The following is a 17,682-nucleotide window of genomic DNA, read 5'->3' on the forward strand; positions in this document are numbered from 1 at the left end:
CGTTCTGGAGGGGGAGAGGAACAGCGGGGGCGGGGTCAGGCGACGGGGATCACTTGTTGTGGCCCAGTTCGCCGTCGGCGCCCTCGACGGCGCCGGTCACCGTGGAACTGGCCACCTGCGCGGCGGCCACCGCCGCGAGGACGGCAACCCCCGCGGGTCCGGCGGCCGCGGCCGCGCCGCCCGCCGCCGAGGCACCCGAGGCACCGGCCCGGCCCGCCGCGGCCGCGCCGTTCGCGCCGCCCGAACCGGTGGCACCCGACTCGCCGCCGGCACCGGCCGAGCCGCCCGCTCCGGAGGAGCCGCCGGAGCCGCCGGATCCGGTCGCCCCGCTCGGGCCCATCCCCCCGCCGCCGCCGGAGGAGCCACGGCTGCCGCCGAGCTGGACCGCGCCGCTGGCGAGGCTGGAGCCCGCCTGCCCCATGGAGGACATCGGGTTGCCGGTGCCCATGGCGGCGGTCGCCGGCACGATCAGCTTCAGCAGCGCGGGCAGGGCGATGGCCGACAGCAGCATGACGCCGATGCCGGCGATCCTGGTGTTGATGCTGCTGACGTCACCGGTGCCACTGTTCTTGCCCGAGTTGATCATCGCCATGCCGGCGTTGAGCACCAGGGCGACGGCGGGTTTGTAGAGCAGCCAGGCGATCATCCAGCCGATGTGCTTGCGCCACCAGCCGGCACCCCAGTCGGTCATCGAGGCGGCGGCGGCCAGCGGGAGGGTGCCCAGCAGCAGCATCATCACGCCGAGCCGGATGTACATCAGGACCGTGTGGACGATCCCCGCGATCAGCAGCAGGAACGCGAGGACCAGCAGCAGGAAGGACTGGATGCCGCTGCCGTCCGAGCAGGCCCCGACGTTGTTCAGCGAGTCCCGTACGGCGTTGTTGAAGAGGTAGTTGGAGTAGCTGTCCCCCACGGCCGCGGCGGCCACGACGACGGTGGTGGCGGCACCCGAGACGAGCACCACCCGCATGATGCCCTTCAGCGCCGTGCGGCCCGCGTCGCCCTTGCGCTCGATGGCCATGCGGCAGGCCGCGAAGAGCAGCGAGCCGACGGCGAGGTAGACCACGATCCACTGCGTGTCGCCGCTGATGTCCTTCGACGTCTGGGTCTGCTCCAGCGTGGGGACGTTGGTCGTCAGCGCGGCGAACACCGCGACCGCGCCCGCGAGGATGGTCTTCGCGATCAGGTCGACGATGGTCCCGATGGGATCGCCGAGGAAACTGAAGAACCCCTTCACCAGGTCGATGACCGGATTCCCGGACGTGCAGTTCACGTCAAACCCCCCACAGGACGAAGCCGTTGGTGCTCTGGACGGCCGACACCGGCGAGTGCAGCGAACCGTTGTCGTCGGGCGCGACCTTCCAGTCGCCGCCGCTCCAGCGCAGGGAGATGTCGGTCGCCGCGTATCCCTGGGCGCTCTTGATGAGCAGCCGGACCGTCGCCGCCCTGTCCGTGTACGAGCTCACCGAGAAGCCCGCGTACGTGGCGACGGTGGTACCGCTGCTCTGGGTGTCGGTGCTCTGGACGGTGGCGCGCTGGAACTCGAACATGTCGCGGCCCCGGCCGGAGACGACCTGCTGCTCGGTGACCGTGCGCCAGTCCGAGCCGCTCATCTGCGAGGGGATGACATGGGCGGCCAGCGCGGCCCCGGTGGGCGTGTGCGCGTAGCACCACCACAGGGGCCCCTCGATCCGGGTCGGCCCCGCGGAGGCGGACACGGGCACCCGCGCGACCCCGAGCGTGCGCCAGCCGACGTCCTTGGGCGCGGCCTTGGGCAGTTCGGCCCCCGCGCTGTCGTCGGTGCGGCAACCCCGGGGCCGGCCGTCCTTCGCGGACGGGCCGGCCAGCGGGCCGGAGGAGGCCGCGGCGTTCGCGTGGGCCGTGGTGGTGTCGGGGCCGGACAGCACGGTGACGACCCCGCCCACGACGGCCACGACGGCCAGGAATCCCGCCGACAGCTGCCAGCTGCGCTGCTTGTAGTAGGGCCCGGATTCCGCGAGCCGGCGCTCCCTGCGCTTGAACATCACGACCGTCCGCCGGGCCTACGCGAAGACGAAGCTGATCAGCGGGCCCGCGGTGGCCACGAGGACACAGCCGCCGAGCACCATGCCGAGCCGGCTCATGTGCTCGGAGCTCTCGCCGCGCTTGACGGACACCGCCATCATCGCGCCGGTGATCAGCACCCCGGCGACACCGGCGGCGGTACCGGCCCAGGCGGCTATGCCGAGGACGGTGTTGACCTTGGAGGTGAGCGCTCCGGGGGCGTTGGCCGCGGGCTGCGGGACGCCTGCGGCGAGGACGCTGGAGGCTGCTTCGAGCAGAGAGGACATGACGGTCTCCGTGGGATTCGGCGCCCGCTGCGAGCGGTGGGCGCGAGGACGACTGGCTTTGCGGGACGGCGTGTCGGGGCCTGCGGCTGAGGAACGGGAGTCCGTGTCCGCGCGGTTGACGGTCAGGGGCCCGGCACGCCGAGGATCAGGGGCCGAGGAGCTGGAGGCTGCCCAGCGCCGCGACGAGCGGACCGGCACAGGTGGCGACCAGGCAGCTCAGGGTGACGAAGAAGACGCCGCGGAAGTGCTCGCCGCCCTCGCCGGGATCGCCCCGGCGCAGCTGGAGCGCCATCTGGATGCCGACGATGATCAGGCCGCCGACACCGCAGGCCGAGGCGCACCAGGCGAGCAGGCCGAGGATCGTGTCGGCCTCCACGGGCGGGGTGTAGGCGGCGAGGAGCAGCGGGTCGAGGAGGGACCGGTTCACGAGACGGCTCCCTCGCCGTAGAGGTCCGCGCCCACCAGTGCGGCGAGCGTGGCGAGTTGTCTGGGAACGGACTTCGGATGCCCGCCCGTGCGCCAGGCCGGTATCCACGGCACGCGGTGCACCCGGGCGACGGAGCGCAGTACGCGGATGCGGCGCAGCAGACCGAGCGGCAGCCGCCCGGGGGCGTCGGCGACGAGGACCACGCCCAGCAGTTCGAGCCCCTGGGAGGCGTCGCCGTCCTTGAGCGCGCCGAGCGCCTGGGAGACGGACCGCAGTCCGCGCGCGCTGGTCCGGCCGACCAGGACGACCCGGCGTGGCTCGCCGCGGGCCGGGTCCGGCCAGCGCGCTCCCACCTCCACCCCGCCGAACACCTCGGCGAGCGAGGTCGCGCCGGAGCCGCCGTGCGCCTTGACCCAGCCGATCTCGTCGCGTGAGCTGCCGCGCGTCGCCCTCGGCCGCTTCGGCTCGCCCCAGGACGGCTCCGGCGCGGAAACACGCTCCGTACGCCGCCCGGGAGCCGACCGCGCCGTGGCGGTCCTCGGCCGGGGCGCGGCGGCCTGTGCCGGGGGCGACGCGGTGAACGCCCGCTGTTCCGGGGGGACGTGGGCCGGCGCGGCCCCGGTGCCGGGAGCCGGGGTTCCGGCGACGGGTGCCACCGGGACGGCCGGACCAGCCGGGGCCGGAGCGACCGGGACGGCCGCGGCCGGTGCGGCCGGGACAGCTGCGGACGACGCGGCCGGGACAGCCGTGGTCGTGGTGACCGGGACAGCCGCCGTCGTGGTGACCGGGGCGGCCTGGACAACCGCGGGCGGCGCGGCCGGGACAGCTGCGGACGACGCGGCCGGGACAGCCGTGGTCGTGGCGGCCGGGGGCGGGGCCTGTGGTGCCGTCGCCGGGCCGGTTCCCTCCGCTTCGGGAGCAACGGGCCGTGCTTCCGGTGGCGTCTGCCGCGGGTTCTTCGGTCCCCGTACCCATGCCTCCGGGCCCGGCGGCATCGCCGAAGGAGTGCCCATGTGTGCCCCGCCCCCCTCTTCGCTCGTTGATCGGCTGCTCTGGCTCATCTGGTTTCCACTGGTTTGAACTTCTTTGCCCCGGGGCCCGTTTGGATCTGTCGAGCCCGTCGGACAGCACAACGGGCCGTGTGGCCACAGCGGTTCAAGGCGAGGGGAAGAAGGCGGGCGCTCATGAGCGAGGAGAGCGGGGAAGGCGGTACGTCGGCCGCCGTACGGAACGGGATCATCGCGGGCACCGGCTGCGGCTGTCTGCTGTCACCGCTCGCCCTGGCCGGGACGCTGGTCGTCGTGGTGATCATGGGCGGGTTCGGTGTCCTGCTGGCCCCGCTGATCGCGCTGTATCTGCTGTTCCACGGAGGCGGGGGCGATCCGCCCAGTCAGGACACCGCGGACCAGACCCTCGGCATCTTCCAGGGCGACGGCAAGGGTGAGCTCGACACGTCCACGGTTCCCTCGGACCTGGTGGATCCCATCCAGAAGGCCGGTGAACTGTGCGGCGCCATCGGCCCGATCGTCATCGCGTCCCAGATCGAGAAGGAGTCCGGCTTCAACAGCGCCCTGGTCGGCCCGAACGGCGAGAAGGGCCTCTCGCAACTGCCGCCCGACATCTTCACCCAGTACGGCAAGGGCGACGACGACAACGGCAAGACCTCGGCCCTCGACGCGAAGGACTCGATCATGGCGCAGGGCCGCTACCTGTGCGAACTGGCCAAGCAGGGCCAGCAGATGATCGACGCCGGCGAGGTGGACCAGAGCGACGGGAACGGGACCACCAACACCGTCCTGGACCTCGCGCTGGCCGGTTACGACGTCGGGATGGACGCCGTCCGCGCGGCCAGGGGGGTGCCGCAGACGAACGAGGCACAGGGCTATGTCCTCGCCGTACGGGCCCAGTTCGCGAAGTACCAGGGCATCGGCGCGCCTCCCTCCGGTGCCACCCCGGGCGTCACGCCCGACCCGGACGCGACCACGGCCGGCCCCACGCCGGCCACCACCTGAGGAGGACGGCCATGGCCCGCTTCGATGTGTACATCTCCGGCGACGGGCTCGCCGAGATGGACGGGAACACCCTGGTCCCGGAGCCCGGCGCGTCCGTGCACGAGGCCGTCCTCGACCGCCTGGAGGGGTACGCGCGGGAGCGGGGCGGTGCCGTGGTGGCGATGGTGTACGACGCTCCGGGCGCCGCGCGGTTCCTGCTGGAGGTCCTGCCGGACGGCTCCAGCCGCGTCCTGGACCCGGACGACGAGCCACCCGGCGCCCTCGCGTCCGTGCCCCCTCCGCCCGCCCCCACCGTCGTCGTTCCCGCCCCCTCCCCGGAGGGTGCCTCCGCCGTCGCCACCGCGGTCGCCCGGGCGCGGGCCACGGCCGCCGCCCGGGCCGAGATGCCGGACCCGGCCGCCGTCGCGGCTCCCACCGTCACCACGGCGCTCCCCGCCGACCTCGCCGAACGGATCGCCCGCGTCAACGCGCTGGCCGCCGACGGCCGTCTCGACGAGGCGTTCGCCGACGCGAGCGAGTTGCGCGAGGGCCTGACGGACACGCTGGGCGCCGAGCACCCGTACGCCGTGGAGGCGCGCGCCGTCGAGGCGTACCTCGCGCACCTGCGCGGAGACCACCGGGAGGCGATCGTGCTGGCGCTGGCCGTGGCCCGGATCCGCTGCGGGGCCAGGGACGGCCGGGCACCCGCGGAGGTGGCGCGGGCCGCGGCGGCCTGGCAGCAGCTCGACGACGACCGGGCCGTCGTCGCCCACGGACGCGAACTCCTGCACATGTGGGCCATGTTGGACCGGAACGGTCTGCTGCCCCCCGGTTACGCGGCGCTCATCGGGCAGGTCCGCGGACAGGTCGACGACCTGGAGGCGTACGTCTGAACCCCGGCCACCCCCCGCGACCCCGCGACCCGTTCCCCGCGCCCCCCGCGACCCGATGCCCCCGGGGGCATCGGTGGTCACACCCGTCCCGGCCAGCTCGTCCATCGCTTCGTAGACCCGACGTCAAACGAACGTGGAACTCCCCTCGGGACACTCCGTTCCCCCGGAGGCCCCGGCCCCAGGTCCCTCTGCCGGCCAGGTCGTCCCAAGGAACAGGAGCACAACCATGAACGTCACCGTCATCGGATCGGCGAGCGCGGCCTCTTCCGAGGAGCGGGCGCTGCGCGACCTCTACCTGGAGCACGGCCCGGCGCTGTACACGTACGTGCTGCGCATGCTGGGCGGGGACACGCACCGTACCGAGGACGTCATCCAGGAGACGCTGCTGCGCTGCTGGAACAAGCGGAACCTGGTCGACGACGAGGGGATGGCCGTACGTCCCTGGATGTTCCGGGTCGCCCGCAACCTCGTCATCGACGCGCACCGGACGCGGATGGCGCGCCCGCTCGAGATAGGCGGGGCCACCTGGCTGAGCGAACTGGGCGCCGAGGTGGACGACATCGAGCGGATGCTGTCGTCCATCGTGGTGCAGGAGGCACTGCGGGCGCTCACCCCCGCCCACCGCGACGTGATCCGGGCGACGTTCCTGGAGGACCGCACCACCCAGGAGGCGGCGGAGGTCCTGGGCATTCCCCAGGGCACGGTCAAGTCCCGGGTCTACTACGCGCTGCGCGGCTTACGGCTGGCGCTGCGCGAGCACGGCGTCGCCCCGGACGAGGACGCCCGCTCGCGCCGGCCGGACACGGCCACCCGCACGGCGGCCTGAGCGCACCCGGCCCCGCCCGGCGGTCGGATCGCACAGCCCGCCCCCGACCACGCCCGGCCGCACCCGGCGGGTCGGATCGCCCGGACCGCGTCCGGTCGCGCAGCCCGCACCCGGCCGTCCGTCCCTCCGTCCCTCCGTCCCGGTGCCGTCAGCCGGCGTCGCCCCCGTCCGGCCCGTTCTCCCCGGGCTCGGCCGCGTTCAGGTCGCGCAGGGTCTCCCGCAGATCCGCGGCCTCGGGGTGGGCGTTCTCCTCCAGGAGGGCCAGCGCCGCCCGGAAGGCGCCGATCGCCGCCCCGCGGTCGCCTGCGGCCAGCCGGGAGTCGGCGATGTGCCGCAGGGTGTCCGCCTCCAGATAGTGGTCGCCGACCTCGCGGTAGAGCGCCAGCGCCCGCTCGAAGCGCTCGACGGCGGACTCGTACTGGCCGAGCTGGTGGTGGGCGTAGCCGACGCTGTCCTGTGCCGCGGCCTCGCCGATCGGGTCGCCGGTCTCCTGGTGCAGCGCGACGGCCTTCTCGCAGTGCTCCATCGCCTTGTCGTGCTCGCCGAGCAGGATGTACGTCCAGCCGACCTCGTTCAGGACGATGGCCTCGCTGCTGATGTTGCCCTCGGCCCGGTACAGCTCGCGGGCGTGCGCGTAGTGGTCGAGCGAGACGCTGAACCGGCCCTCCCCGTTGGCCTGGTAGGCCAGGCAGCGCCGGGTGCGGGCCTCGCCCGGCCCGTCGCCCTCGGCCCGGAACAGCTCCAGCGCGCGGCCGAGGTCCCGCCGCGCCTCGGCGGAGTGCGCGAACCGGGTGTGGAAGAAGCCCAGGCCGCGCAGGGCGTGTGCCTCGCCGGTCCGGTCGCCGACGGCCCGTGCGGCCCGCAGCGCGGCGCTGTTGATCTCCATCAGGTCGTGCCAGAAGCCGAGCCGGTCGAAGTACAGGTCGAGGCCCGCGGCGGTGCGCCACGCGTGGTCCTCGTAGCCGTGGGCGGCGCCGTGCTCGACGACCGCCCGCAGGACGTGCCGTTCGGTGCGCAGCCACTGCATGGCCTGTCGGCGTCCGGTGAACCGGACCGCGGCGCCGTCCGTTGTGCTGGGCGGCAGGGGAAGGGTCTCGCGCAGCGGGCTGATGATCGCGGAGGCGTGGTGGGTGGTGTGCAGATAGTGGTCGTGCATGCGCCGCAGCGCCCCGGCACGCAGCTCCCCGGTGTCCTCGGTGTCGGCCAGTTCGCGGGCGTAGGCGCGCAGCAGGTCGTGGAAGGCGAAGCGTCCCGGCGCGTGTTCGCCGAGCAGGCTGGCTCCGGTGAGTTCGGCCAGCAGCGCGCGCACGGGGCGGGCGGGTGCCGCGGCCAGGGCGGCGGCCGAGGCCGTGCCGATGTCGGGTCCCGGGTGCAGGGACAGCCGGCGGAACAGTTCCGCGGCGGGGGCCGGCAGCGCGTGGTACGACCACGAGAAGACGGCGCGCGCGTCCGTGTGGGCGTCGCCGCCGGCGAACGCGTCCAGGCTTCCGTGGGTCTCGCGGAGTTCGGCCACCACGTCCGCGAGCCGGAAGCCGGGGTGGTGGGCGGCCCGTGCCGCGACGATGGCGAGGGCCAGCGGCAGCCGGGCGCAGAGTTCGACGATGGCCTCGGCGGCCTCGGGTTCGGCTTCCACGCGGGCCGCGCCGAGGCGGCGGGTGAGCATCGCGCGGGCCTCGTCGGCGGTCAGCGGGCCGAGGGTGAGCGGGTGGGCGCCGTGACCGGCCACGAGCCCGGTCAGTCTGCTGCGGCTGGTGACGACGACGAGGCAGCCCGGGGTGCCGGGCAGCAGTGGTCGTACCTGGGCGCTGTCGCGGGCGTTGTCCAGCACGATCAGGACGCGTCGGCGGGCGAGGACGCTGCGGTAGAGGGCGGCCTGCGCGTCGAGTCCTTCGGGGACGGCCTGCGGGGCGACGCCGAGGGCGACGAGGAAGGTCTCCAGCGCCTCGGAGGGGTCCATGACGGAGCCGCCCTGGTCGTATCCGCGCAGGTTCACATAGAGGCTGCCGTCGGGGAAGCGGTGGGCGACCCGGTGTGCCCAGTGCACGGCCAGGGTGGTCTTGCCCGCTCCTGCCATGCCGTTGATGAGCCCGATCACGGCGGTGTCCGGATGGCCGTCGGTGGGCAACAGCGCGTCCACCAGACCGAGTTCGGTGTCCCGTCCGGTGAACAGGGGCAGGTCGGCGGGGAGTTGGGAGGGGTGTACGTCACCTCCCGGATACGGCGGATCGTTCCGGCCGGGGGCGTTCGCCGGTTCGCTGTCCGGACCGTCCACGGGGTCCGCGGCGCCGGTGTCCGCGGCCGGTACGGGAACCGGCGGCGGGGACAGGTCCAGGTCCCCGGCCAGCAGCCGGGCGTGCGCAGCCCGCAGGGACGGGCCGGGTTCGATGCCGAGCTCGTCCACGAGCGTGCGCCGGGTGCTCGTGTAGACCTCCAGGGCCTCGGCCTGCCGGCCGCAGCGGTAGAGGGCCACCAGCAGCAGTTCGCAGACGGCCTCGCGCAGCGGCTGGGCCTCGCGCAGTGCCACCAGTTCGGGCAGCACCGTCTCGTGGCGGCCGAGTTCGAGCTCGACGCGGAGGCGGTACTCCAGGGCGGTCAGCCGCCGTTCGGCCAGACGCGTCCGTTCGGCCTCCGCGAAGGGGCCGGGAACCCCGGCCAGGGGGGTGCCGTGCCAGCTCGCGAGCGTGGTGTCCAGCAGCCGGGCGGCGCCGCGGCTGTCGCCCCGGGCGCGACGGCGTTCGGCCCGCGCCAGGTTCTCCTCGAAGTCGCCGAGGTCGCTGGTGATCTCCTCGGTCCGCAGCGCGTAACCGTCCCCGATGGACACCAGGAGCCGGGGCGGGGCGCCCGGGGCCCGGCCGGACTCGAGCAGCTTGCGCAGTCGTGACACATAGGTGCGCAGCACGGGGACGGCCCCGGTCGGCGGGTCGTGTCCCCAGAGGCCGTCGACGAGTTCGCCGACGCCGACCGCGCGCCCGCGGCGCAGGAGCAGCACCGCGAGCACGGCCCTCTGCTGCGGTGAGCCGAGGGGCAGTTCCGTCTCACCCCGCCAGGCGCGCAGGGGTCCCAGTAAGGAGAAGCGGAGCACTCCCGCACCATCAGTGACGTTCACGGCACCAGAGAGTAGCGAGGCCGCTTACGAACACCCGGTCGATTCGGCCATTTCACAGGCGGATGTTGCGTACGCGACACATGGGCTCCGCGCCGAAGGCTCTCCCGGCATGGGTGGCTCGTCGGGAATGTCGCTCGCATACGGGACACTACCGGCATGGGTGAAGCAGTTCATGCGGGGTGAGCGGTTCTTCCACAGGGTGTGGACGTATGTGCGCGGCGCGCCGGGCACATACGTCTGGCTGGCGATTCTCTTCATCACCACCGTGGCCCTGCACCACATGTCCCCGGATTTCGAAGAGGACTTCCTGCGGCAGCGTTCGACCAATCTCCATGAGCTGTCGAACAACCCGGTGCGGGTGCTGTTCGCGAGCGCGATGTGGATCGACGGCGGGCGCTGGCTGCCGTACGCGGTCCTCTACACCGTCTTCCAGGCGCCGGCCGAACGCTGGCTGGGAACCGCCCGCTGGCTGGCGGTCAACGTGGTGGCACACGTCGTGTCGACGCTGGTCAGCGAGGGTGCGCTGCTCTGGGCGATCCAGCACGGCGTGGCACCGCACACCGCGGTCGACACCCTCGACGTGGGAGTGAGCTATGCCCTGGCGGGCGTGGTCGGTGTGCTCACGTACCGGATCGCGGAGCCCTGGCGGTACGCGTATCTCGTGGTCGTTCTTGGGGTGTACGGAATTCCCCTCGTGACCGGGCGCACCTTCACCGATCTCGGGCATTTCACCTCGGTTCTCCTCGGGCTGGCCTGTTATCCGTTGACCAGGGGGCGCGGAAAAGCATGGAATCCGAAGGAGACAGTCGCCGCTCACCGGAGTTAACGTCCCGCCATGAGCAGCTCGGTGAGCAAGGTCGTGAACGGTGGCGTCTCCTTCTGGTACGCGGACGACGGTCTGCCCGCGCCCCGGGAGCCGCTGTCCGGCGACGCGACCGCGGACGTCGTGGTGGTCGGCGGCGGCTACACCGGACTGTGGACCGCGTACTACCTGAAGAAGGCGGCCCCCTCCCTGCGCGTCACCGTCCTGGAGCAGAAGTTCTGCGGCTACGGGGCCTCCGGGCGCAACGGCGGCTGGCTCTACAACGGCATCGCGGGCCGCGACCGGTACGCGCGACTGCACGGCCGGGAGGCGGCCGTACGGCTCCAGCGGGCCATGAACGCCACCGTGGACGAGGTCGTCCGGGTGGCCGCCGAGGAGGGCATCGAGGCCGACATCCACCAGGGCGGTGTCCTGGAGGTGGCGTACACGCCCGCCCAGCTGGCGCGGCTGAAGGCCTTCCACGAGCACGAGCTGTCGTACGGCGAGAAGGACCGCGAGCTGTACGGCGCGAAGGAGACCGCCGCACGGATCCGCGTCGCGGACGCGGCCGGCTCGGCCTGGACCCCGCACGGGGCCCGGCTGCACCCGGTCAAGCTGGTCAAGGGACTCGCCGCGGCCGTCGAGGCGCTCGGCGTCACCGTCCACGAGCGGACGCCGGTCACCGAGATCCGCCCGGGGCACGCGGTGACCCCGTACGGCACCGTCCGCGCCCCCTACGTCCTGCGCTGCACCGAGGGCTTCACCGCGAGCCTCAAGGGCCAGAGGCGGACCTGGCTGCCGATGAACTCCTCCATGATCGCGACGGAGCCGCTGACCGACGGCCAGTGGGCCGGGATCGGCTGGGAGGGCCGCGAGACGCTCGGCGACATGGCCCACGCCTACATGTACGCCCAGCGCACCGCCGACGGCCGGATCGCGCTCGGTGGCCGCGGGGTCCCGTACCGCTTCGGCTCGCGCACCGACAACGACGGCCGCACCCAGGAGGCCACCGTCGACGCCCTGTACGAGATCCTCGTCCGCCTCTTCCCGTCGCTGGCCGGTGTCCGGGTCGCCCACGCCTGGTCGGGCGTGCTCGGGGTGCCGCGCGACTGGTGCGCCACCGTCACCCTGGACCGCTCGACCGGCCTCGGCTGGGCCGGCGGCTACGTCGGCTCGGGCGTGGCCACCGCCAACCTCGCCGGCCGCACCCTGCGCGACCTCGTCCGGCAGGACTCGGGGGAGGAGGGCGCGACCGGGCTGACCGAGCTGCCCTGGGTCGGCCACAAGGTCCGCAAGTGGGAGCCGGAGCCGTTCCGCTGGATCGGCGTCCACGGCATGTACGCGACCTACCGCACGGCCGACCGCCGTGAACTGGCCACCCGCAGCGCGCGGTCGTCGCGGCTGGCCCGGATCGCGGACCGGGTGGCCGGGCGCCACTGACCGGCCGGGGCGGGCGGCGGTGCGGGTGCGGTCAGCCCACCGACTCCGGGACCGCCGCGCCCGACGCCACCTGCTTGGGGGCCTTGGCCGTGACCATGAGCCCCGCGACCAGCCCGGCCAGCAGCATGAAGCCGGTGGCCCACCAGATGGCCACGGTGTACCCGTGGACGACGCCCTCCCGGACGATCAGCGCCTTCTGCGCCGGATTGCGCAGATGGGCGGTGATGTAGGCCGTGCTGGCGGTGGTGGCGATGGTGTTCAGCAGCGCCGTGCCGATCGAACCGCCCACCTGCTGCGAGGTGTTGACCGTCGCGGAGGTCACGCCCGCGTCCTGCGGGGCGACCCCGGCGGTCGCGGTGGCGAAGACCGGCATGAAGGTCAGGCCCATGCCGAGGCCCATCAGCAGCAGACCGGGCAGCAACTGGCCCGCGTAGTCGGACTCGACGGTGAGCTGCGTGAACATCACCACGCCGCCGGCCGCGAGGAGCATGCCAGGGACCATCAGCATGCGCGGCGCCACGCGCGGCAGCAGCCGTGCCGCGATCTGCGTCGAACCGATGATGATCGCGACGGTCAGCGGCAGGAACGCGAGACCCGTCTTCACCGGCGAGTACCCGAGGATGACCTGGAGGTAGTAGGTCATGAACAGGAACACGCCGAACATGCCGACGATGGCGAGCCCCATCGTCAGGAAGCAGCCGGCGCGGTTGCGGTCCTTGACGATGTGCAGCGGCAGCAGCGGGCTCGGCGCCCTGTTCTGCCACCACACGAACCCGACCAGCAGCGCGATCCCGCCCATGATCAGACCCAGCACCAGCGCGTCCGACCAGCCGCGCGAGTTGGCCTCGCTGACCCCGTAGACGATCGCCACGAGCCCGCCGCAGCCCAGCACCGCACCGGGCACGTCCAGCCGGACGTTCTTGTGGCCCGGCCGGTCGCGCAGCAGCCCGAACGCGCCGAAGACCGCGATGATCGCGATGGGGATGTTGACGTACAGGCACCAGCGCCAGTTCAGATACTCCGTCAGCAGGCCGCCCACGATGAAGCCGATCGCCGCGCCCGAGCCCGCCAGCGCGCCGTAGATGCCGAACGCCTTGCCGCGTTCCTTGGGGTCGGTGAAGGTCGTGGTCAGCAGGGACAGCGCCGAGGGCGCGAGCAGGGCGGCGAAGGCGCCCTGGAGGGCGCGGGCCCCGAACAGCATGCCGGACGTGGTGGCCGCGCCGCCGAGTCCCGAAGCCAGGGCGAAGCCGATCAGCCCGATCACGAAGGTGCGTTTGCGCCCCACGAGGTCGGCGATCCGGCCGCCGAGCAGCAGCAGCCCGCCGAAGGCCAGCGTGTAGGCCGTGATGACCCACTGCCGGTTGCCGTCGGACATGCCGAGATCGCGCTGTGCGGAGGGGAGGGCGATGTTCACGATCGTCGCGTCCAGCACGACCATCAGCTGGGCGAGCGCGATGACCACCAGCGCCCACCAGCGATGCGGGTCGGGACCCACCGCCGCCTCTGGTTCACCTGTCCGGGTGACACTCATTGGCTCAGAAGACCATGAATCGGAATGAGTCGCATCTTTGGGTCATATCGCCTCAGGGGCGCGTTCCACCCGCTCGTGGTCAGGGTTCCAGCACCACTTTTCCGGTCGTCGCCCTGCTCTCCAGGGCCCGGTGCGCGGAGGCCGCCTCGGCGAGGGGGAAGCGGGTCACGGCCGGGACGAGACGACCGGCGGCGGCCTCCGCCAGGGCCCGCAGCTCCAGGGTCCGTACGGGATCGGGTCCGCCCGCCTCACGCATCATCACCGGGCCGAGCACCTGCTCCGACACCCCGTCCACGAGGTAGGGGGAGCCGCCCCGCAGGCCCGCGCCCGACCAGCCGAAGACGAGGTGCCGGCCGCCGGGGCCGAGCAGCGCGACGGCCTCCCTGGCGATCTCGCCGCCGACGCCGTCGAGCACGAGGGTCGCCGCCCGGCCGCCGAGGTGCGCGCGGACCTTCTCCGGCCAGCCGGGATCGGTGTAGTCGACGGCCGGGCCGGCGCCGTTCGCGCGGGCCAGCGCCACCTTCTCCGGCCCGCCCGCCAGGCCCACCACCGTCGCTCCCGCGTGGTGCGCGTACTGCACCAGAAGCGTGCCGACACCGCCCGCGGCCGCGGGCACCACGACCACGGAGGAGGGGCCGAACTCGGCGAACTGCACGATCCCCATGACCGTACGGCCCGTCCCGATCATCGCGACGGCCTGAGCGAAGTCGAGGTTCCCGGGGATGTCGTGGAGGCGCTCGACATCCGTGACGGCCAGCTCGGCGTACCCGCCGGGGGCGAAGCCGAGGTGGGCGACGACGCGTCGACCGAGCCAGAGCCCGGCGACGCCCTCGCCGAGGGACTCGACGGTCCCGGCGACCTCGCGGCCGGGGACGGTCGGGAGGACGGGCGCGGGGGCCGGGCCGCCCCGCATGCCCGCGCGCAGGGCGGTGTCCAGGAGATGGACGCCCGCGGCGGCCACGGCGATCCGCACCTGGCAGGGCCCCGGCTCGGGATCCGCGGTCCGCTCGTGGACGAGATTCCCGGCGGGACCGAAGGCGTGCAGACGGATCGCGTACATCGGGGGCTCCTCGGGCTGCGGGATCTTCGGGATCTGTGAGATCTGCGGGGTCTGCGGGGTCTGCGGGGTCTGCGGGGTCTGCGGGACCGCGGGTCCAGGGGGCCCGCGGGGTCGCGTCACCAGGGTTCAACCTCAAGTCCGCTTGAGGTCAAGGTGGTCCCGAACGTGACGTGCGGGGCGTTCGCGCAGGCGGGCGCCGGTTGTCAGTGGGGGCGGGCAGGATGGGGGCATGGCGAGGAGAGTGGCGGGCGGGCGCGGCGGGCCGGGTGCGAAGGCGCCGGGAGCGGGACCGAGGGCGGCACGGCGGCCGGAGCTGCGGCTGCCCCCGCTGGAGCCGCACGACGGCGGCGGACTGGAGCCGGACGGCGACTACGACGGGCTGGAGTTCCGGGACACGGACTTCGCCGGGCAGGACGGCGGAGGAGCCCGCTTCATGGACTGCGCCCTGACGGGCTGCGCGCTGGACGAGACCCGGCTGCACCACGCGCGCGTCCTGGACTCGGTCCTCACCGGCATCCGCGGGGTCGGCACCGATCTCGCGGAGTCGACGCTGCGCGATGTCGAACTGGTCGACGCCCGCATGGGCGGGGTGCAGCTGCACGGCTCCGTCCTGGAGCGGGTGGTCGTGCGCGGCGGGAAGATCGACTATCTGAACCTGCGCAAGGCGAGACTCAAGGACGTCGTCTTCGAGGGCTGTGTCCTGGTCGAGCCGGACTTCGGGGGCGCCCGTCTGGAGCGGGTGGAGTTCGTGGACTGCGTCCTGCGGGGAGCCGACCTCACCGAGGCCACCCTCGTGGACGTGGACCTGCGCGCGGCGGCCGAACTGGACATCGCGCGGGGTGTGGAGCGGCTCGCGGGCGCGGTCATCAGCACCCACCAGCTCCTGGACCTGGCACCGGTGCTCGCGGCGGCCCTGGGGGTACGGGTGGACGGCGGGGCGGAGAGGACCTGAGACCCGCCGGCCGACCGGCCGGCCTCTAGGAGACGCGGGGGAAGCGGGCCTGGAGCGTCCAGATCGCCGGGTTCTCGGCCAGGTCCTCGTGCAGGTCGATGAGGTCCGCGAGCAGATCGTGCAGGAAGTCGCGGGCCTCGCGGCGGAGCTCGGTGTGGGAGAAGGTCAGCGGCTCCTCGTCGCGCGCCATCCAGTCGGCCTCGACGTCCACCCAGCCGAAGCGGCGCTCGAAGAGCATGCGGTCGGTCGACTCGGTGAAGTCCAGCTCCGCCTGCTGGGGCCGCGAGGCCCGGCTGCCGAGCGGGTCGCGGTCGAGCTGCTCCACGATGTCGCACAGCGCCCACGCGAAGTCGAGCACCGGCACCCAGCCCCAGCCCGTGGACACCTCGTGGTCCGTCTTGGTGTCGGCGAGGTAGACGTCGCCGCAGAACAGGTCGTGCCGCAGCGCGCGGACGTCCGCGCGGCGGTAGTCGGTCTGCGGGGGGTCGGGGAAGCGGTTGGAGAGGGCGTAGCCGATGTCGAGCACGAGGTGATGGTGTCACGCCGGGGGAATCCCACCGCCCGCCCGCCCCGCCAGGACACCCCCTGCCCGAACCGGGGCACCGGGACGGGGGATTCAGGTCGGGACCCGGGGTGCCGGGAGGACGGACTCCGGTCGGGATCGGGGGGGTCGGGACGGGGCTCGGGTCGGGACTGGGGTGCCGGGACGCGGAGTTCGGGTCGGGATCGGGGTGCCGGGACGGGGGGCGCGGTCCGGACCCCGAGGGTGCTGGGGCGGTGGGTTCCGGCCGGGGTGGGGGCGCCGGGGCGGCGGTTTTCGGCCGTACCCGGAGCGTCGGGGCCGCCGGGGCCGGTCACCGCCCCGCGGGCCGGTGACCGGCGGCCTAGGATCGCTGATGTGCCCCGATCTTCCGCCGCCGTCCCCTTTGCCCTGGCCCTCGCGCTCGTCGCCGGGCTCACCGCCTGCGGCGGGGACTCCGTGCACGGGAAGCCCGGCGCGGCGGGCGTCGGCGACCCGTACTTCCCGAAGATGGGCAACGGCGGGTACGACGTCACGCACTACGGACTCACCCTCTCCTACGACCCCGGGCACAAGCGGCTGACGGGGACGGCCGAGATCACCGCACGGGCCCTTCAGGACCTGAGCGCCTTCCATCTCGACCTGCTGGGGATGCGGGTCTCCGACGTCGAGGTCGAGGGCCACCGCGCCGGCTGGAGCCGGGCGGGACAGGAGCTGACCGTGCGCCCGCGGGACGACCTCGACCAGGGCGAGACGTTTCGCACGACGGTCCGCTACTCCGGGCCCCCCCGGACGATCACCGACGCCGACGCCTCCAAGGAGGGCTGGCTGCGCACGGCCGACGGCGCCCTCGGCCTCGGCGAGCCCACCGGTTCGATGGCCTGGTTCCCCGGTGACCACCACCCCTCCGACAAGGCGTCGTACGACATCAGGATCACCGTCCCGAAGGGCCTCCAGGCCGTCTCCAACGGCGAGTTGACGAGCGAGTCGACCAAGAACGGCAGAACGACGTACGCCTGGCACACCGCCGAACCGATGGCCAGCTATGTGGCGACCCTCGCGATCGGCCGGTACGACATCACCCGCTCGACGGCGAAGAACGGGCTGCCGGTCTACGTGGCGGTGGACCCGGACCAGAAGCGGGCGAGCGAGAAGGTGCTGGGGCAGATCCCCGAGATCATGGACTGGGAGGCGTACAACTTCGGCCCGTACCCCTTCTCCTCCACCGGGGCGATCGTGGACCGCCCCGACGACGCGGGCTACGCCCTGGAGACCCAGACGCGCCCGGTCTTCCCCGGCGCCCCCGACACCGCGACCCTGGTCCACGAACTGGCCCACCAGTGGTTCGGCGACTCGGTCACCCCGAAGTCCTGGCGGGACATGTGGCTCAACGAGGGCTTCGCCACCTACGCGGAGTGGCTGTGGCACGAGGACCACGGCGGCGACTCCGCCGAGAAGATCTTCGACTCCCTCTACAAGGGCGACTACTACGAACCGGTCGACAGCAGCGAGATCTGGGCCTTCCCGCCCGCGGACCCGCCCGGTCCCGCGCAGATCTCCGACCCGCCCGTCTACTACCGCGGCGCGATGGTCCTCCAGAAGATCCGTCAACTGGTGGGCGACGACACCTTCTACGACATCGTCCAGGGCTGGGCCGCCGCGCATCGGCACGCGAACGCGGACACCGCCGAGTTCACCGCGTACGTCGAGAAGGCCGCGCCCGGCAAGGACTTCAGCGGGATCTGGAAGGACTGGCTGTACGGAAAGGGCAAGCCGGCCCACCCGTGAGCCGCGCACGAGAGGA

At 73.2% G+C, this 17,682-nt stretch carries 16 protein-coding genes; 7 read left to right on the plus strand and 9 right to left on the minus strand.

The features are described from left to right. Positions 1-49 precede the first annotated feature (49 nt). From ACZ4AA_RS11625 to ACZ4AA_RS11645, 5 genes are all read right to left on the minus strand, one after another. The gene (locus ACZ4AA_RS11625) at positions 50-1,273 is read right to left on the minus strand and encodes a hypothetical protein (protein WP_467599307.1); all 1,224 of its coding nucleotides are present in this window, start codon (positions 1,271-1,273) and stop codon (positions 50-52) included. A 1-nt stretch (position 1,274) separates the two neighbouring features. Beyond that, positions 1,275-2,024, minus strand: coding sequence for a DUF8175 domain-containg protein (locus tag ACZ4AA_RS11630; RefSeq protein ID WP_467599309.1), 750 nt, complete (start codon positions 2,022-2,024; stop codon positions 1,275-1,277). An 18-nt stretch (positions 2,025-2,042) separates the two neighbouring features. After that, the gene (locus ACZ4AA_RS11635; protein ID WP_467599312.1) at positions 2,043-2,330 is read right to left on the minus strand and encodes a hypothetical protein; all 288 of its coding nucleotides are present in this window, start codon (positions 2,328-2,330) and stop codon (positions 2,043-2,045) included. Between the two features lie 145 nt (positions 2,331-2,475). After that, positions 2,476-2,757: a hypothetical protein gene (locus tag ACZ4AA_RS11640; protein WP_467599315.1), complete on the minus strand. Its 282-nt coding sequence runs from the start codon at positions 2,755-2,757 to the stop codon at positions 2,476-2,478. Continuing rightward, on the minus strand, positions 2,754-3,413 hold the full coding sequence (locus ACZ4AA_RS11645) for a DUF6668 family protein (protein ID WP_467599318.1): 660 nt from the start codon (positions 3,411-3,413) through the stop codon (positions 2,754-2,756). The genes ACZ4AA_RS11640 and ACZ4AA_RS11645 overlap by 4 nt, the downstream gene beginning before the upstream one ends. A gap of 528 nt (positions 3,414-3,941) precedes the next feature. Here ACZ4AA_RS11645 and ACZ4AA_RS11650 point away from each other — a divergent pair. The 3 genes from ACZ4AA_RS11650 to ACZ4AA_RS11660 all read left to right on the plus strand — a co-directional run bounded on the left by ACZ4AA_RS11650 (position 3,942) and on the right by ACZ4AA_RS11660 (position 6,467). Beyond that, complete coding sequence (locus ACZ4AA_RS11650; protein ID WP_467599321.1) at positions 3,942-4,769, plus strand: lytic transglycosylase domain-containing protein; 828 nt, start codon at positions 3,942-3,944, stop codon at positions 4,767-4,769. Positions 4,770-4,780: 11 nt separating this feature from the next. Beyond that, entirely contained in the window at positions 4,781-5,641 is an 861-nt protein-coding gene (locus ACZ4AA_RS11655; protein ID WP_467599324.1) for a hypothetical protein, read from the plus strand. A 226-nt stretch (positions 5,642-5,867) separates the two neighbouring features. Further along, complete coding sequence (locus tag ACZ4AA_RS11660) at positions 5,868-6,467, plus strand: sigma-70 family RNA polymerase sigma factor (protein ID WP_467599327.1); 600 nt, start codon at positions 5,868-5,870, stop codon at positions 6,465-6,467. A gap of 148 nt (positions 6,468-6,615) precedes the next feature. Here the strand turns inward: ACZ4AA_RS11660 and ACZ4AA_RS11665 are convergent, their stop codons facing one another. After that, positions 6,616-9,573: an AfsR/SARP family transcriptional regulator gene (locus ACZ4AA_RS11665; RefSeq protein ID WP_467599330.1), complete on the minus strand. Its 2,958-nt coding sequence runs from the start codon at positions 9,571-9,573 to the stop codon at positions 6,616-6,618. A 172-nt stretch (positions 9,574-9,745) separates the two neighbouring features. On the opposite strand from ACZ4AA_RS11665, the gene ACZ4AA_RS11670 reads away from it, so the two are divergent. Together ACZ4AA_RS11670 and ACZ4AA_RS11675 are read left to right on the plus strand one after the other, a co-directional pair. After that, entirely contained in the window at positions 9,746-10,399 is a 654-nt protein-coding gene (locus ACZ4AA_RS11670) for a rhomboid-like protein (protein WP_467600314.1), read from the plus strand. A 9-nt stretch (positions 10,400-10,408) separates the two neighbouring features. Further along, positions 10,409-11,815 (plus strand): NAD(P)/FAD-dependent oxidoreductase, encoded by a 1,407-nt coding sequence (locus ACZ4AA_RS11675; protein WP_467599332.1) that lies wholly within the window; start codon positions 10,409-10,411, stop codon positions 11,813-11,815. Positions 11,816-11,846: 31 nt separating this feature from the next. On the opposite strand, the gene ACZ4AA_RS11680 is transcribed toward ACZ4AA_RS11675, so the two are convergent. Continuing rightward, the gene (locus tag ACZ4AA_RS11680) at positions 11,847-13,346 is read right to left on the minus strand and encodes an MFS transporter (protein ID WP_467599335.1); all 1,500 of its coding nucleotides are present in this window, start codon (positions 13,344-13,346) and stop codon (positions 11,847-11,849) included. Positions 13,347-13,425: 79 nt separating this feature from the next. Continuing rightward, the gene (locus ACZ4AA_RS11685) at positions 13,426-14,406 is read right to left on the minus strand and encodes a zinc-binding dehydrogenase (protein ID WP_467600317.1); all 981 of its coding nucleotides are present in this window, start codon (positions 14,404-14,406) and stop codon (positions 13,426-13,428) included. A gap of 229 nt (positions 14,407-14,635) precedes the next feature. Between ACZ4AA_RS11685 and ACZ4AA_RS11690 the strand changes: the two genes are divergently transcribed. Beyond that, on the plus strand, positions 14,636-15,358 hold the full coding sequence (locus ACZ4AA_RS11690; protein WP_467599338.1) for a pentapeptide repeat-containing protein: 723 nt from the start codon (positions 14,636-14,638) through the stop codon (positions 15,356-15,358). A 25-nt stretch (positions 15,359-15,383) separates the two neighbouring features. On the opposite strand, the gene ACZ4AA_RS11695 is transcribed toward ACZ4AA_RS11690, so the two are convergent. Beyond that, positions 15,384-15,884: a hypothetical protein gene (locus ACZ4AA_RS11695; protein WP_467599341.1), complete on the minus strand. Its 501-nt coding sequence runs from the start codon at positions 15,882-15,884 to the stop codon at positions 15,384-15,386. Between the two features lie 372 nt (positions 15,885-16,256). On the opposite strand from ACZ4AA_RS11695, the gene ACZ4AA_RS11700 reads away from it, so the two are divergent. Further along, positions 16,257-17,666 carry a M1 family metallopeptidase gene (locus ACZ4AA_RS11700; protein ID WP_467599344.1) on the plus strand — a complete coding sequence of 470 codons (1,410 nt, stop codon included), beginning with the start codon at positions 16,257-16,259 and terminating at the stop codon, positions 17,664-17,666. Positions 17,667-17,682: the final 16 nt, after the last annotated feature.

The organism is Streptomyces sp. NPDC024698, from assembly GCF_055559015.1.

Excerpts from the sequence above, each read along its gene's own strand:
- ACZ4AA_RS11630 (WP_467599309.1), bottom strand. The coding sequence starts at position 2,024 with ATGTTCAAGCGCAGGGAGCGCCGGCTCGCGGAATCCGGGCCCTACTAC.
- ACZ4AA_RS11635 (WP_467599312.1), bottom strand. The coding sequence starts at position 2,330 with ATGTCCTCTCTGCTCGAAGCAGCCTCCAGCGTCCTCGCCGCAGGCGTC.
- ACZ4AA_RS11650 (WP_467599321.1), top strand. The coding sequence starts at position 3,942 with ATGAGCGAGGAGAGCGGGGAAGGCGGTACGTCGGCCGCCGTACGGAAC.
- ACZ4AA_RS11655 (WP_467599324.1), top strand. The coding sequence starts at position 4,781 with ATGGCCCGCTTCGATGTGTACATCTCCGGCGACGGGCTCGCCGAGATG.
- ACZ4AA_RS11660 (WP_467599327.1), top strand. The coding sequence starts at position 5,868 with ATGAACGTCACCGTCATCGGATCGGCGAGCGCGGCCTCTTCCGAGGAG.
- ACZ4AA_RS11670 (WP_467600314.1), top strand. The coding sequence starts at position 9,746 with ATGCGGGGTGAGCGGTTCTTCCACAGGGTGTGGACGTATGTGCGCGGC.
- ACZ4AA_RS11675 (WP_467599332.1), top strand. The coding sequence starts at position 10,409 with ATGAGCAGCTCGGTGAGCAAGGTCGTGAACGGTGGCGTCTCCTTCTGG.
- ACZ4AA_RS11680 (WP_467599335.1), bottom strand. The coding sequence starts at position 13,346 with ATGAGTGTCACCCGGACAGGTGAACCAGAGGCGGCGGTGGGTCCCGAC.
- ACZ4AA_RS11685 (WP_467600317.1), bottom strand. The coding sequence starts at position 14,406 with ATGTACGCGATCCGTCTGCACGCCTTCGGTCCCGCCGGGAATCTCGTC.
- ACZ4AA_RS11690 (WP_467599338.1), top strand. The coding sequence starts at position 14,636 with ATGGCGAGGAGAGTGGCGGGCGGGCGCGGCGGGCCGGGTGCGAAGGCG.